Here is a 14857-nt window from a genome sequence, read left to right on the forward strand (position 1 = left end):
GCCCGGCCCGACGCGGTGCGGCCCGACCCCGACGCGGTGCGGCCCGACCCGCCGGATCCGGCGGTGGTAGCCCGGTTCACGCGAACCGTTCGCCGTCGGTCAACCGGGCCCCACGTGCCCAGGCACCGGCGGTCATGGACGGGCGCCCCTCGGGACGCACATCCCCCAGCAGGACGACGCCACCACCGGTTGCAACGGCGATCTCGCTGTCGCCGGCGCGCACGACGATCCGTCCGGGCTCGAATGCCTGGACCTGGACCTGGACCTGCGCCGGGGCCGGGGCCATCTGGTCGTCCGACGTGGACAGCGGACGCACCGGGCCGAGCTTGATCCGATGATCGCGGAACGTCGTCCAGGCACCGGGTGCCGGCGTGGCCGCCCGGACCAGCCGGTCGACGTGCAAGGCCGGCGCGGACCAGTCGATGCGCACATCTGCCACGGTCAGCTTGCGCGCGATCGACACGCCCTCGCCCGGTTGCGGTCGGGCGTGTACGGACGCGTCGTCGATGCCGTCCAACACCCCCGTGAGCAGCCGGGCGCCGGCGGCGGCCAGCCGCTCCAGGAGGTCACCGGCGGTGTCATGGGCGCCGATGGTCTCGGTGAGGGTCCCGTACACCGGACCGGTGTCAAGGTCCTCCTCGATCTGGAAGACCGACGCCCCGGTCACCTCGTCCCCGGCGAGCAGGGCGTGCTGCACCGGGGCGGCACCGCGCCACGCTGGCAGCAGTGAGAAATGCAGGTTGATCCAGCCATGCTTGGGGATGTCGAGGGCGGCCCGCGGGAGCAGCGCCCCATAGGCCACCACCGGACAGCACTCCGGCGCGATGTCGGCGAGGCGTGCAAGGAAGGCGGGGTCGCGCGGGCGCTCGGGCGTCAGCACATCCACCGCGGCCTCCTGCGCGAGCGCCCGGACCGGCGAATGGGCGACCTTTCGACCGCGACCGACCGGCCGGTCAGGACGCGTCACCACGGCGACCACCTCGTGCCGAGGCGAATCGAGCAGGGCGCGCAGGCTCGGCAGCGCGGCGGCCGGCGTACCGGCGAACACCAACCGCATCAGCGGGCGCGCCCAAACAGCGGATGCGGCGAGGCCTTGACCACCGGCAGGGCCTGGCCGGCCCACTCCGCCTCACGGATGGCTTTCATCGCCGCCTTCTTTGTGATCCGGTCCAGTCGGTCGATGAACAGCACCCCGTCCAGATGATCGGTCTCGTGTTGGACGCAGCGTGACATCAGGCCGCTGCCCTCGATCACGACAGGATCACCGTGGACGTTCTGGCCGACGGCCAGCACCCGGTCCGGTCGTTTCAGCTCGAACGCGATGCCGGGTAGGGAGAGGCAACCCTCCTCACCGTCCATCATCTCCTCGCTGAACGGCCCCAGCACGGGGTTGACCAGGTGCCCAACTTCACCGTCCACGTCAAAGGTGAACACCCGCAGTGAGACACCGAGCTGCGGCGCGGCCAGCCCGACCCCCTCCGCCTCGTGCATCGTGTCGGTGAGGTCTGCGACGAGCCGGCGAAGCTCCTTGTCAAAAGTGGTGACCGGATCGGCCACCGTTCGCAGCACCGGATCTCCCAGCAGTCGGATCTCCCGCACCGTCACTGTCGCACCCCTTCCGGCTACACATGTCGAGAGCGGGGGCCGTGCCGCCACACCCATGAAGAGAATCCATGCTACGGGCTGTCGCCGCAGCACCGAAGCCGCGAGCACGAACGCACGATGGCGGAAACACCATGGTCGCGCGCATCACAATGGTCGCACGCGTCCGGGCCGACCCGGATGCGGCGCCCGTCACAACAGGGTGATCGGGTCGAGTATGACCCGTACCGGCGCGGACCGACGGGCGTCGAGCACTCCGCGCGCGGCCTTGAGCGCAACGGCCAGCTGCTGGCCACGGGCCCTGGGGACCCGCACCAGGACACGCTCTCGCCGCTCCTCGCCGGCAGCGGGCTGCCCGGCCCCGGACTGCCCGGCGCCGGCCCGCCCGGCTGGCCTGCCCACCTCATCTAGCGGGCCACCGGCGATGCGATCGTGGTTCGGTGGCATCGCCGGCGGCCGAAGTCCCCAGGTCTCCAGGGGAACCGGACCGAGGACATCGGCGCCGGCCGGGAGCTCCGCGGCTGCGATCAGTTCGGCGACCGGACCGGCGGCGCCCTCGACGGCGGCGATCCGGGTCGCCGGCGGAAAGCCGAGGGCTGCGCGCTCGTCCTGCTCACGACGGATGAACCAGCCCGGGTCCCACCGGGTCAGCGCCTGCACCACCGCCAGACCGACATCGGCGGTGACGACGATCCGGCCGCCGTCGGAGGCGGGCCGTGCCAGTGCCGCTGCCGCGCACCAGCGTCGCAGGGTCTCCTCGGCGGCCCGCAGGTCCGCGCGGCCGAGCAACGCCCAGGTGTCGAGCAACAGGACCGCGCCGTACCCGCCGTCGGCGAGCGGCTCGGCGCCTGGAGTGGCGACCACGAGTGCAGGCGTGGCCGGGACGCTCGCCAGCACGCCGTCCCGGCCCGACGTGCGGACGGCGACGCCCGGGAACGCGCGCCCGAGCTCCTCGGCCGTCCGCCGGTCACCGACGACAGTTGCCCGCAACCGGGTGTCGCCACAGGACGGACACCGCCACCCGGCGGCCCCCGCCGGCGGTCGGCTGGAGAGGTCGAGCGCAGGGCGGCCGCACCAGTTGCAGGTGGGCGGCCCGGTGCCGCTCGGACGCCCGAGCGAACCCTGGCAGTGGCCGCATCGGGCCGGGCGACGACAGCCGGTGCAGGCCAGCGAAAGCTGGTACCCGCGCCGCGGCACCTGGACGAGCACCGGCGTGCCGGCGGCCAGCGCGTCGTGGGCCGCCCGCCAGGCAAGGGACGGCAGCCGCGCGGCCCGTGCCGCCGGATCCCTGGCCGCTTCGAAATCCGAACCGGTGGCCTCCACCCGGGCGGCGGTGGCCCGTACCACCGACCGCGGCGGGGCCAGCACGCCGGCCCAGCCGACCCGCACCAGGGCCTGCGCGTCGGCCGACGGCGACCACCCTCCGATGATCAGACCCGAGCGCTGCTGCCGGGACCGCAACACAGCGACGTCGCGGGTGTGCGGGTAGGGCGAGCGCGGTTCGGCGTGCAGATCGTCCCCGTCGTCCCAGACGATGATCAGGCCGAGGTCGCGGACCGGCGCGAACACGGCCGCGCGGGTGCCCACCACCACCCGCGCGGTCCCGCGGCTGACGGCCAGGAATCGGCGGTACCGTTCGGCCGGGCCGAGGTCGGCGCGCAGCGCGACACAGCCGGCCGCGCCGGGGACATCCCGCATCGCGGTCACGACGCGGTCGATGTCACGGTGATCGGGCACGACGACCAGGGCACCCCGGTCGGATCGGACTGTGGCGGCCACGGCCGCGGTCACCATCGCCGGCCAGGACGGCCCGGGAAGGGCCCACCACACCGCTCGGGGGCTGCCGCCGGTGGCCAGGTCGCCCAGCAGCCGTTCGCCCTGGGGGTACTGCGACCAGGCGCCAGCTGGCGGGTCGGCGGCTGGCGGGTCGGCGGCTGGCGAGTCGGCGGCTGGCGGCGGTTCCTTTTCCACCCGGGCGTGCCGGGGCGGGACGGCGAGGCGGAGCACGTCGGTGAGGGTTCCGGCGTAGCGGTCGGCGACCGCCCGGGCCAGCTCCGCGATCTCGGGCGCGAGGATCGGCTCCGGTGACACCACGCGGGTCAGGAACGCGAGCGTGCCGGTGTGGTCCGACCGCTCGCACCGGCTCAGGATGAACCCGTCGACGAGCCGACCGGCGAAGCGGACCCGGACCCGTGCGCCGGGAACGGCGGCCTGCGCCCACTGCGCCGGCACCAGGTAGTCAAACAGTCGATCCAGGTGGGCGGGTGAGACGTCCACCGCGACCCTGGCGACCGGCAGGTCGCCAGCCGGTTCCGGCGCGCCCAGGCCGGTGGACCGCGCCGGGCGCCGAGCCGACCCGGCCCTCGTCGGTGGGCGGGATGCGCCGCCCTGCGCCGGACTGGATGCGCAGCCCGGCGCATCCCGCCCGGCGCAGGGGTCAGACCGTTCGGGCATACCTCGTTTAGTACCAGGTGCATCCGACAGACCCGGCCGCGCACCGGACCACGGCGCTGACCACGGACCCAGCCACCGACCTGACCGCGGCCCGCACTACCCGCGGACGGCGGTCGCCAGGAGATCTGCGCGCGAGGTCGACTCCCAGGTGAAGTCGAGCTCTGGGCGGCCGAAGTGACCGTACGCGGCGGTCTGGGTGTAGATGGGCCGCAGCAGATCCAGATCCCGGATGATCGCAGCCGGCCGGAGGTCGAAGACGGAGGTCACGGCATCCTGGATCTGCTCGTCGGGCACTGTGCCGGTACCGAAGGTCTCGACGAACAGTCCGACCGGCTGTGCCTTGCCGATGGCGTAGGCCACCTGGACCTCGCAGCGGCGGGCGAGCCCGGCGGCGACGACGTTCTTGGCGACCCAGCGCATCGCGTACGCGGCCGAGCGGTCGACCTTGGACGGGTCCTTGCCGGAGAAGGCGCCACCGCCGTGCCGGGCCATCCCGCCGTAGGTGTCCACGATGATCTTGCGTCCGGTGAGACCGGCGTCTCCCATCGGGCCGCCCACCTCGAACCTGCCGGTCGGGTTCACCAGCAGTCGGTACCCGTCGGTGGCGATCTCAAGTGCGGCCAGCTCCGGGGTGACGACGTATTCGGCGACGTCCGGCGCGAGCAGGGTGTCAAGGTCGATGTCGGCCGCGTGCTGGGTGGACACGACCACGGTGTCCAGCCGAACCGGCCGACCGGCCGAGTACTCGATCGTGACCTGGGTCTTGCCGTCCGGACGCAGGTAGCCGACCTTACCGTCCTTGCGCACGGCGGCCAGGCTGCGGGCGAGCCGGTGCGCCAGAGCGATCGGCAACGGCATCAGCTCGGGCGTCTCGTCACAGGCGAAGCCGAACATCAGCCCTTGGTCGCCGGCGCCCTGCTTGTCCAGCTCGTCGTCGCTGGATCCGCCGACGCGGGTCTCGTGGGCGCTGTCGACACCCTGGGCGATATCGGGCGACTGCGAGCCGAGCGACACGCTCACGCCACAGGACGCGCCGTCAAAGCCCTTCTTGGACGAGTCGTAACCGATCTCCAGAACACGCTCCCGGACGACGGCGGCGATGTCCACATAGGTGTCCGTGGTGACCTCACCGGCGACGTGGACCTGACCAGTGGTGATCAGAGTCTCGACCGCGACCCGGCTGTGTGGGTCATCCTTGATCATTGCATCGAGGATGGAGTCGCTGATCTGATCAGCGATCTTGTCCGGATGCCCCTCGGTAACGGACTCGGACGTAAACAGGCGCGTCGCCACGTTCTGACCCCCTGGGAGATCCAGTCGATTCCGGCGCAGTCTACCGACCGACACCGTCGGCAACAGCGATAACGGTGCCATCGAGCGGCGGGAGCCGGCTGACCACCAAGTCGAGCACGCGGTGCGCAAGAAGATCCTTGCTGGTCCGTTCGATCACCGTCTCGGTGCCGTCCGAGCCGAGCACCACGGCGGCGTTGTCCTCGACCTCGAAACCGAGGCCGTCACCGACCTGGTTGACGACGAGCAGGTCCGCTCCCTTGCGGGCGAGCTTCTCCCGGCCGAGGTCGAGCAGGTCGACCCCTGGCGCGCCGGTCTCCGCGGCAAATCCGACGAGCACCTGACCGGGCCGGCGGGCGGCGACCAGCTCGGTCAGCACGTCCGGATTACGGACCAGGGCGACGGGCTCGGGGTCACCGTCCGATTTCTTGATCTTATGGCTCGCCCGGTTGACAGGCCGGAAGTCCGCGACCGCCGCCGCCATGACGACCACGGCGGCCGCGGGCGCCTCCGCGTGCACGGCGGCCCGCAGCTGTGCGGTGGACACCACGCGGACGGTACGGGCTCCCGCGACCTGCGCCAGGGCCACGTTGGCCGCCACGACGACGACCTGCGCTCCCCGGGCGAGCGCCGCCCTGGCCAGCGCGTAGCCCTGCCGGCCGCTGGAGGAGTTGCCGAGGAAACGGACCGGATCCAGATGTTCGCGGGTACCACCGGCGCTGATCACGACCGTGCGCCCGGCCAGGTCCGGTGCGAGCCCGTTGCGGGTCAGCACCGCCCGGGCCACCAACGCGATCTCCGTTGGTTCCGGGAGTCGGCCGGCCCCGGAGTCCGCACCGGTCAGCCGGCCCACCGCCGGATCGATGACCACAGCGCCCCGGGCCCGCAGCGTCTCCACATTGGCCCGGGTCGCCGGGTGCTCCCACATCTCGGTGTGCATCGCCGGCGCGAACACGACCGGACAGCGCGCCGTGAGCAGGGTGGCGGTCAGCAGGTCGTCGCAGCGTCCGGTCGCAGCGCGTGCGAGGAGGTCCGCCGTGGCCGGGACGACCAGGACGAGGTCGGCCTCGCGCCCCAGCCGTACGTGTGCCACCTGCGCGGCGTCGGTCCACACCTCGGTTGACACCGGATGGCCCGACAACGCGGCCCAGGTCGGCTCACCGACGAACCGCAACGCCGCGTCCGTCGGCACGACCCGTACGTCATGCCCGGTCTCGGTCAGCTGACGAAGCACCTCGACCGCCTTGTAGGCCGCGATCCCGCCGGCCACGCCCAGCACGATGCGGGGGCGTCGCGGACTCGCGCACGACCCGACCGGTTCGCCCGTCATCCCGACAGCACGATCACGACAGCGGACCCGGCCACAGCGGGCGATGCCCGGTCAGGAGACCGGTGGCAGCGGCTCGATGACGGTCTCATGCGTCAGCAGGCCGGCGTTGATCTCACGCAATGCGATCGACAGCGGCTTCTCCTGCGCGCTGGCCGTCTCCACCAGCGGTCCGACGTACTCCAGCAGGCCCTCGCCCAGCTGCGAGTAGTAGGCGTTGATCTGGCGGGCCCGCTTGGCCGCGTAGATCACCAAGCTGTACTTGGAGTCGGTGGCTTCCAGGAGCTCGTCGATCGGCGGGTTGGTGATGCCTTCGGGCTGCGCGACAGTGCCGGACACGGTGTCCTTCCGGAAAACACAGGGGCTGTCAGCTCGTGGTGAGCCGCCAGCATGCTCGGGGTTGGCGGGAGCGGACGGGGAGCGGTTGGATCGTCATGAGCCCCGGTGTAGCGCGAACCCACGATCAACCCGCGAACCCACGATCAACCCACGATCAACCCACGACGCACCACAATATTGCCTCACAACAATATTGCCCTTCAGCGTAGAGCAGGCCCCGGCCTGTCGGCGCGCAGCCCCCCCGGGTCGCCGCCGTCAGCTCATCCCCGTCAGCTCGTCCCCGTCAGCTCGTCCCCGTCAACGTGTAGCCGTCAACGTGTAGCCGTCAACTGGCAGCCATCAGGGACACCAGTCGCGCCGCCGCCGTCGTCACGTCGTCGTTGACCACGACCTCGTCGAACTCCGCTTCGGCGGCGAGCTCGATGCGCGCGCGGTCGAGCCGACGCCTGATCACTTCCGACGGCTCCGTGCCCCGGTCGACCAGCCGGCGGACCAGTTCCTCCCAGGACGGTGGGGCGAGGAAGACGAACCGGGCGCCTGACGTGGTCGAACGCACCTGACGGGCACCCTGCAGCTCGATCTCCAGCAAGCAGGGTACCCCCGCGGCCAGCCGTGCCTCCAACGGCGCACGCGGCGTCCCGTACGCGTGACCCGCGAACATCGCATGCTCCAGAAGTTCACCGGTCTTGACCATCAACGCGAACTCCTCAGCATCGACGAAGCGATACTCCACCCCGTCGGTCTCGCCCGGCCGGGGCGCGCGTGTGGTGCAGCTGACCGAGACCCAGACCTCAGGGTGGCGCCGGCGCACCTCGGCGACGACAGTCCCTTTCCCGACGCCCGACGGACCGGACAGAACGGTGAGCCGCATCAGCACACCCTAGACTCCGTCCCACCGGCGACGGAGCGGCACTTGCGGACGGTTGAACGTCGGCCAAAGGTCATGCGACTCTCACGAACCTCATAGGATCGCGAGACGAACCGATCGGCACGTTTCGCGCTGCCGAAGCCCGGCGGAACCCTGAGCTCCTGTGCGCAGGCAAAGAAACAGTCGGTACGGCGGCCCGACGGCGCGAGGTTCTCGCCATTACCGGGACGCCGCACCAACCCACAACGGCCGAGGATGTGCGGCACACACCTGCCGGACACTGGTGGTGATCAGGATGCCGTGAACTCCTGAACCAGTGCGGCACGCTGTTTGGCACCAAGACCTCGTAGGCGACGGCTGTCGCTGATCGCGAGTCGTTCCATGATCTTCGTGGCGCGGACACGACCGACGCCGGGCAGGGATTCGAGAACAGCGGCCACCTTCATCTTTCCAATGACCTCATCGGTGTCGGCCCTCTCAAGGACGGACGCGAGTGAGACTTCCGCCTTCTTGAGCCGTTCCTTGAGTTCTGCACGCTGCTTACGCGCCAACCCAGCTTTCTCGAGGGCAGCAGCCCTCTGCTCGGGCGTCAGGGGCGGCAGGGGCACGGGTACGCCTCCTTCTTTCGGGTGATCGCGGCGCCGCGCAAACTAGCGAGTAACAGGCGTCTCGGTCCAGTCGGTAGCACGGGTACATCCTCGGACTATTGTCCACAAGACCGTGCCCAGATGTCCGGATGAATCGCGTTGCCCGCGCCTTACTGATTGCTTTCGGTCGCTCGAGGACCTACCGTACCGGGCAGATCGCCTCGAGATGGCCCAATCGGGGCCTGTGTGACGTCACACCAGGTCAGCGGCACAGTGGCGGTGTCAGGTACCGGTCACAAACCGAGCCGCGGCGGCCCCCGGATCGCTCGACGCAATGATCGGACGCCCCACCACCAGAAGGTCGGAACCGGCCCGAAGGGCCGCCGCGGGCGTAGCGGTACGCGCCTGATCGTCGACGTTCGCGCCCGCCGGCCGGACTCCAGGAGTGATAAGTGTCACATCGCTTCCAACCTCAGCGCGCACCGCCGACACTTCGCGCGGGCTGCACACCACGGCCCGCGCACCAGCGGCCACGGCCAGCGCGGCAAGGCGGCGGACCACGTCGGACGGCGACCCGCCAAACCCGCACGAGACGAGCTCGGCACCGCTCAGGGACGTCAGCACGGTGACCGCGGCGATCTCGACATCCGGCGCGGCATCGACCGCTGCCCGCACCATCGCCGCGCCCCCCGCGGCATGCACGGTCACATACCTGGGACCGAGACGGGCCACGGAACGCATCCCCCCGGCCACCGTGTGGGGGATGTCATGCAACTTGAGGTCGAGGAAGAGGCCGATCCTGTCCTGTTCGGCCGAGCCCGGTCCAGGATCGCCCCCGATCGCCTCCCACAGCGCCGTCACGATCCTCGGCCCCTCGCGGTAGAACAGTTCCAATCCGACCTTGACCACGGCGACGTGGGGCGCCACCGCGCGGGCCAGCCGCAGCGCCTGCGGCCCGTCGGGCACGTCCAGCGCGACCGCCACCGGCGGCCGCGACGTCCAAGCGGCCAGCCGCGTCCCCGGCAAGCCCGTCACCCCGTCACCCCGTCACCCCGTCAGCGTGTGAGGCCGTCAGCCGGCCAGCCCAGGCGTCGTGGCCGGCGTGACCCGGCCGGTCGACCCCGGTTCGTCCCCGGTGGCATGCACGTCCTGGGCGGTGTGGACGTCCCCGATCGCGTCGGGGGGCTGGGCGTCGGTAGGCGGCGAGTCGGGGGGCTGGGCGTCGGCGGGCTGGGCGTCGGCGGGCTGGGCGTCGGGGGGCTGGGCGTCGGCGGGCTGGGCGTCGGCGGGCTGGGTCCGCCACGGGCCACCGGTGGCACCGGGTACACCGGACCGATCCCGGTCGGCCCAGGCGGCATGCAGGTCCGCGTGGAAGCTCTGCAACGGCATCACGCCGATCTCGCCGCGGACCAGGGCCTCGATCCCCTGTACGCAGGCGGCCGCGCCCTGGATCGTGGTGATGCAGGGCACCCCGATCACCACACACGCCGTCCGGATCTCGTATCCGTCCAGTCGCGGCCCCACCCCGCACGGCGTGTTGATCACCAGGTCGATCTGACCCGATGTGATCATTTCAACACAGTCGATCAGATTGGCGCTCGGCGTCGAGTGCTTTCCGAGCACAACCGCCTTCACTCCGTTACGACGCAGCACTTCCGCGGTTCCCTCGGTGGCATAGATCACGAAGCCGAGATCCGCGAGCCGCTTGATCGGAAAGATCATCGCACGTTTGTCACGGTTGGCCACCGAGACGAACACCCTGCCGTAGGTGGGCAGCGAGGCATACGCCGCCGCCTGCGACTTGGCATAAGCGGTGCCGAAGCCCGCGTCGATGCCCATGACCTCGCCGGTGGACTTCATCTCGGGTCCGAGTATGGTGTCCACCCCGCGCCCGCCGGCGTCCCGGAACCGGCCGAAGGGCAGCACCGCCTCCTTCACGGCGATGTGGGAGTCCATCGGCAGCGTCGCGCCGTCGCCGTGCGGCGGCAGCAGCCCCTCCGCGCGCAGCTGGGTGATGGTCGCGCCGACCATCACCCGGGCCGCGGCCTTTGCCAGCGGCACCGCCGTCGCCTTCGACACGAACGGCACGGTGCGTGATGCCCGCGGGTTGGCCTCCAGGACGTACAGGACGTCGGACTGCAGCGCGTACTGGACGTTGAGCAGACCCCGCACCCCGACCCCCTGCGCGATCAGCCGGGTGGACTCACGGATCCGCTCCAGGTCGGCGCGGCCCAGCGTGATCGGTGGCAGCGCGCAGGCCGAGTCCCCGGAGTGGACCCCCGCCTCCTCGATGTGCTCCATCACGCCACCGAGGTACAGCTCGGTGCCGTCGTAGATGGCGTCTACGTCGATCTCCACGGCGTCGTCGAGGAACCGGTCGACCAGCACCGGATGCTCAGGGGAGATCTCGGTCGCCCGCTCGATGTAGGTCCGCAGCATCTGGTCGTCATAAACGATCTCCATCCCGCGCCCGCCGAGTACGTAGGACGGCCGTACCAGGACCGGATAGCCGATCCGCTCCGCCACCGTCCGGGCCTCGGCATAGGACGTCGCGACCCCGTGCGGCGGCGAGGGCAGCCCGGCCCGGGCGAGCACCCGCCCGAACAGGCCGCGGTCCTCGGCCATGTGGATCGCGCGCGGGGGCGTCCCGACGATCGGGACGTCGGCGGCGGCGAGCGCCGCCGCGATACCCAGCGGAGTCTGACCGCCAAGCTGAACGATCACCCCGACCAGTGGGCCGGCCCTGCGCTCGGCGTGGACGACCTCCAGGACGTCCTCGACGGTGAGCGGCTCCACATAGAGCCGGTCGGCGGTGTCGTAGTCGGTGGACACCGTCTCCGGGTTACAGTTGATCATGATTGTCTCGTAGCCGGCGGCCGACAGCGCCATCACCGCGTGGCAGCAGGCGTAGTCGAACTCGATGCCCTGTCCGATCCGGTTCGGTCCGCTACCCAGAACAATCACCCGCGGCCGGTCGCCGGCGGCGATCTCAGTCTCGGAATCGTAGGACGAGTAGTGGTAGGGCGTGGCGGATGCGAACTCGGCCGCGCAGGTGTCGACCGTCTTGTAGACCGGCCGGATGCCGGCGCGGTGCCGGAACGTGCGGACCACGTCCTCCTTGGTCCCCAGGACCTCGGCGAGCTGCGCGTCGGAGAAACCCGCACGTTTGGCCCGCAGGATCCCCGCCGAGTCGCGGCTGATGGTCGCGGCGATCTCGTTGATGCCGGCGATCTGCTCGACGAACCAGCGATCGATGCCGGTGACCTCGGTGACCCGGGCCGGGTCAGCGCCGGCCCGCAGTGCCTGCTGGACCGTGCGCAGCCGCCCGTCATGCGGGATGCGGGCCCGTTCCAGGAGCTCGTCGACATCCCCGGTCCCGCCCGCGAAGGAGAACACCGCGCTGGGCTGCTCGAGGGACCGCAGGGCCTTCTGCAGCGCCTCGGCGAAGCTACGCCCCATGCCCATGGCCTCACCGACCGACTTCATCGTGGTCGTCAGCGTCGGGTCCGCCCCAGGGAACTTCTCGAAGGCGAAGCGGGGCACCTTCACCACCACGTAGTCCAGTGCCGGTTCGAACGCCGCCGGTGTGGTGCGGGTGATGTCGTTGGGGATCTCGTCCAAGGTGTAACCGAGCGCGAGTTTCGCCGATATCTTCGCGATCGGGTATCCGGTGGCCTTCGAGGCCAGGGCCGACGACCGGGACACCCGGGGATTCATCTCGATCACGATGAGCCGCCCGGTGGCCGGGTCCACCGCGAACTGGATGTTGCAGCCACCCGCGTCGACGCCCACCGCGCGCATCACCGCGATGGCCATGTTCCGCATCTGCTGGTACTCGCGGTCGGTCAACGTCATCGCCGGTGCCACCGTCACCGAGTCGCCGGTGTGCACGCCCATCGGGTCGATGTTCTCGATCGAGCAGACCACGACCACGTTGTCGGCGCAGTCACGCATCAGCTCGAGCTCGAACTCCTTCCAGCCGAGGACGGACTCCTCGACGAGCACCTCCGAGGACGGGCTCGCGGCGATGCCGTCCTCGGCCATCCGGCGCAGTTCACCGGCGTCATGCGCGAAACCGCTGCCGGCGCCGCCGAGAGTGAAGCTCGGCCGCACCACGACCGGGTACTGGAATTCCTCGGCGGCGTCGAGGCACTGCTGCGGGGTCGTGCAGATGGCGCTGCGGGCGGTCTCACCACCGACCGACGCGACGATGTCCTTGAACGCCTGACGGTCCTCACCGGCACGGATCGCGTCGATGTTCGCACCGATCAGGCGGATGCCGTACCGGTCCAGGACACCGGAGTCGTGCAGCGCGACCGCGGTGTTCAGCGCGGTCTGGCCACCCATCGTCGCGAGCAGCGCATCGGGCCGCTCCCGGTCGATGATTTTGGTGACCATGTCGAGTGTGATCGGTTCGACGTAGGTGGCGTCGGCCAGATCCGGGTCGGTCATGATCGTGGCCGGATTGCTGTTGACCAGCACCACCCGCAGGCCTTCGGCGCGCAGCACCCGGCAGGCCTGGGTGCCGGAGTAGTCGAACTCGCAGGCCTGACCGATGACGATCGGCCCTGATCCGATGACCAGGACACTGCTCAGATCTTCTCGCCGCGGCATCAGCGCATGACCTCCCGTCGCAATCCCTGCGCGTACGCCTGCGCGGGTGTACCCGGCCCGCCGTGCCGCTCACCCGCGTTCACCGGAATGCCGCCATGAGATCGCGGAACCGTTCGAACAGATCGTGCGCGTCGTGGGGGCCGGGAGCCGCCTCAGGATGAAACTGGACGCTGAAGGCGGGTACATCCAGACATGCAAGACCCTCCACCACGCCGTCGTTGAGCGCGACATGGCTGACCTCGACCGGCCCGTAGGGCGTCCGGGTGACGCGGTCACGCGGTGCCCGGACGGCAAAACCGTGGTTGTGGCTGGTCACCGCGATCCGGCCGGTCGCGGTGTCGGCGACCGGCTGGTTCACACCGCGGTGGCCGTAGGTCAGCTTGTAGGTGTCAAAGCCCAGCGCCCGGGCCAGCACCTGGTTGCCGAAGCAGATCCCGAAGATCGGAATGCCGGCGTCCAGCACCATGCGCACGGCCTCGACCGCGTAGTCCGCGGTCGAGGGATCGCCCGGGCCGTTGGACAGGAACACCCCGTCCGGGGCGAGGTTGAGCAATGCCGCGCCACCGGCGTGGGCCGGCAGGACGTGCGTCTGACAGCCGAGCGCGGACAGCGCCAGCGGCGACGACCGCTTCATGCCCAGATCGAGCGCGGCCACCCTGAACATGGGCACACCGGTCGCGGCCGCCACCACGTACGGCTCCCGCGTGCTGACCTCCGGTGCCAGATCCGCACCGACCATGCGCGGGCTCGCGCGCACCGACTCCAACAGGGTGTCCGCGTCCTGCGCGGCATCGGCGATACCGCACCGCATCACTCCGCGTTCCCGCAGGTGGCGGGTGAGTGCCCGGGTGTCGACGCCGCTGATGCCCACCACGCCAGCGGCCACCAACGCGTCGTCCAAAGTCCGGCGTGAGCGCCAGCTGGAGGCGATCGGGCTCGGGTCGCGAACCACGAAGCCGGCCACATGGATCTTCGATGACTCGTTGTCCTCGTCGTTCATACCGGTGTTGCCGATATGCGGCGCGGTCATGACCACGATCTGGCGATGGTAGGACGGATCGGTCAGCGTTTCCTGGTACCCGGTCATGCCGGTAGCGAAGACGATCTCACCGAACGCCTCCCCCGACGCCCCGAACGCCTCCCCGGCGAAGCTGCGTCCATCCTCCAGCATCAGGCGCACGGCCCGGACACCGGCGGCGGTATGACCGGTGTCGTCCCACCCGCGCTCCGACGGCAGTTTCAGGGAGCCGGTGTCCGGCTCCGACCCGCCATGCCCCTGGGACCCTTCGTGCCGCTCGCTTCCGCCTGCGTTCACCACATCACCGGTTCGCTGCGGCGACCCGCTCCCTGCGTCCCCGTCCCCGTCCTCGTACCTCGGACGCGAACTCCGCTCGCTCCCGCCTGCGTTCACCAGGTGTCCTTCTTCATCTTTCGGACGACCTCCCCCAGCGGGGACGTGAGGGGATCAACCTGAACGGGGTTGTGATATCCCGCGCTCTCCGTGCCGGCGCCGGCGCCGGCGGTGCCGGGCTGGGGGCTGTGCGGGTAGGCGGGACCGCCCGGCCCGCCCCGGGACCCGGGAGTGTCACCCGCGCGCGGCGCGCGGGTGACGACCGGTATCGGGCCGGTACCCGCCGGCCGGGGCACACCCGGTGGGGTGGCGGGGCCGAGCACCGGCGGGCTGTTACCCAGCGCGCCGGGCGAGCGGGCCGGTGGCACGCCGCCGGCCGGCGCCGACCCGGGCGGGGTCGGGCGGGACGTCTGGGCCGCCTGGCC

At 70.8% G+C, this 14857-nt stretch carries 11 protein-coding genes and 1 pseudogene; all 12 read right to left on the reverse strand.

What is annotated here, in order from left to right; translation table 11 throughout:
* Nucleotides 1–76 precede the first annotated feature (76 nt).
* The gene (gene fmt, locus U9979_RS18275) at nt 77–1057 is read right to left on the reverse strand and encodes a methionyl-tRNA formyltransferase (RefSeq protein ID WP_322780337.1); all 981 of its coding nucleotides are present in this window, start codon (nt 1055–1057) and stop codon (nt 77–79) included.
* Complete coding sequence (def, locus tag U9979_RS18280; protein ID WP_322780338.1) at nt 1057–1605, reverse strand: peptide deformylase; 549 nt, start codon at nt 1603–1605, stop codon at nt 1057–1059. The genes fmt and def overlap by 1 nt, the downstream gene beginning before the upstream one ends.
* 189 nt (nt 1606–1794) lie before the next feature.
* Nucleotides 1795–4056, reverse strand: a complete 2262-nt coding sequence (locus tag U9979_RS18285; RefSeq protein ID WP_322780339.1) for a primosomal protein N' — start codon at nt 4054–4056, stop codon at nt 1795–1797.
* Nucleotides 4057–4152: 96 nt separating this feature from the next.
* Nucleotides 4153–5349, reverse strand: coding sequence for a methionine adenosyltransferase (gene metK, locus U9979_RS18290; RefSeq protein WP_322747522.1), 1197 nt, complete (start codon nt 5347–5349; stop codon nt 4153–4155).
* Nucleotides 5350–5389: 40 nt separating this feature from the next.
* Complete coding sequence (gene coaBC, locus U9979_RS18295) at nt 5390–6676, reverse strand: bifunctional phosphopantothenoylcysteine decarboxylase/phosphopantothenate--cysteine ligase CoaBC (protein WP_322747523.1); 1287 nt, start codon at nt 6674–6676, stop codon at nt 5390–5392.
* Between the two features lie 51 nt (nt 6677–6727).
* Nucleotides 6728–7012: a DNA-directed RNA polymerase subunit omega gene (gene rpoZ / locus U9979_RS18300; RefSeq protein WP_322747524.1), complete on the reverse strand. Its 285-nt coding sequence runs from the start codon at nt 7010–7012 to the stop codon at nt 6728–6730.
* Between the two features lie 325 nt (nt 7013–7337).
* The gene (gmk, locus tag U9979_RS18305; RefSeq protein WP_322747525.1) at nt 7338–7883 is read right to left on the reverse strand and encodes a guanylate kinase; all 546 of its coding nucleotides are present in this window, start codon (nt 7881–7883) and stop codon (nt 7338–7340) included.
* Nucleotides 7884–8170: 287 nt separating this feature from the next.
* The gene (gene mihF / locus U9979_RS18310) at nt 8171–8488 is read right to left on the reverse strand and encodes an integration host factor, actinobacterial type (RefSeq protein ID WP_322747526.1); all 318 of its coding nucleotides are present in this window, start codon (nt 8486–8488) and stop codon (nt 8171–8173) included.
* Nucleotides 8489–8749: 261 nt separating this feature from the next.
* A complete protein-coding gene (pyrF, locus tag U9979_RS18315) occupies nt 8750–9502 on the reverse strand; it encodes an orotidine-5'-phosphate decarboxylase (RefSeq protein ID WP_322747527.1) in 753 nt (250 codons plus the stop codon).
* A 36-nt stretch (nt 9503–9538) separates the two neighbouring features.
* The gene (carB, locus tag U9979_RS18320; protein ID WP_322780340.1) at nt 9539–13081 is read right to left on the reverse strand and encodes a carbamoyl-phosphate synthase large subunit; all 3543 of its coding nucleotides are present in this window, start codon (nt 13079–13081) and stop codon (nt 9539–9541) included.
* 79 nt (nt 13082–13160) lie between these two features.
* Nucleotides 13161–14252 (reverse strand): glutamine-hydrolyzing carbamoyl-phosphate synthase small subunit, encoded by a 1092-nt coding sequence (gene carA / locus U9979_RS18325; RefSeq protein WP_322747568.1) that lies wholly within the window; start codon nt 14250–14252, stop codon nt 13161–13163.
* Between the two features lie 236 nt (nt 14253–14488).
* Nucleotides 14489–14857: pseudogene (locus U9979_RS18330) on the reverse strand (hypothetical protein); the annotation flags it as partial.

It is taken from the genome of Protofrankia sp. Cas4, from assembly GCF_963555915.1.
Taxonomy (GTDB): domain Bacteria; phylum Actinomycetota; class Actinomycetes; order Frankiales; family Frankiaceae; genus Protofrankia.

What these genes read in the sequence shown, in the direction of transcription:
- fmt (WP_322780337.1), bottom strand. Translation starts at nt 1,057, where the DNA reads ATGCGGTTGGTGTTCGCCGGTACGCCGGCCGCCGCGCTGCCGAGCCTG.
- U9979_RS18285 (WP_322780339.1), bottom strand. Translation starts at nt 4,056, where the DNA reads ATGCCCGAACGGTCTGACCCCTGCGCCGGGCGGGATGCGCCGGGCTGC.
- coaBC (WP_322747523.1), bottom strand. Translation starts at nt 6,676, where the DNA reads ATGACGGGCGAACCGGTCGGGTCGTGCGCGAGTCCGCGACGCCCCCGC.
- gmk (WP_322747525.1), bottom strand. Translation starts at nt 7,883, where the DNA reads ATGCGGCTCACCGTTCTGTCCGGTCCGTCGGGCGTCGGGAAAGGGACT.
- carB (WP_322780340.1), bottom strand. Translation starts at nt 13,081, where the DNA reads ATGCCGCGGCGAGAAGATCTGAGCAGTGTCCTGGTCATCGGATCAGGG.
- carA (WP_322747568.1), bottom strand. Translation starts at nt 14,252, where the DNA reads ATGCTGGAGGATGGACGCAGCTTCGCCGGGGAGGCGTTCGGGGCGTCG.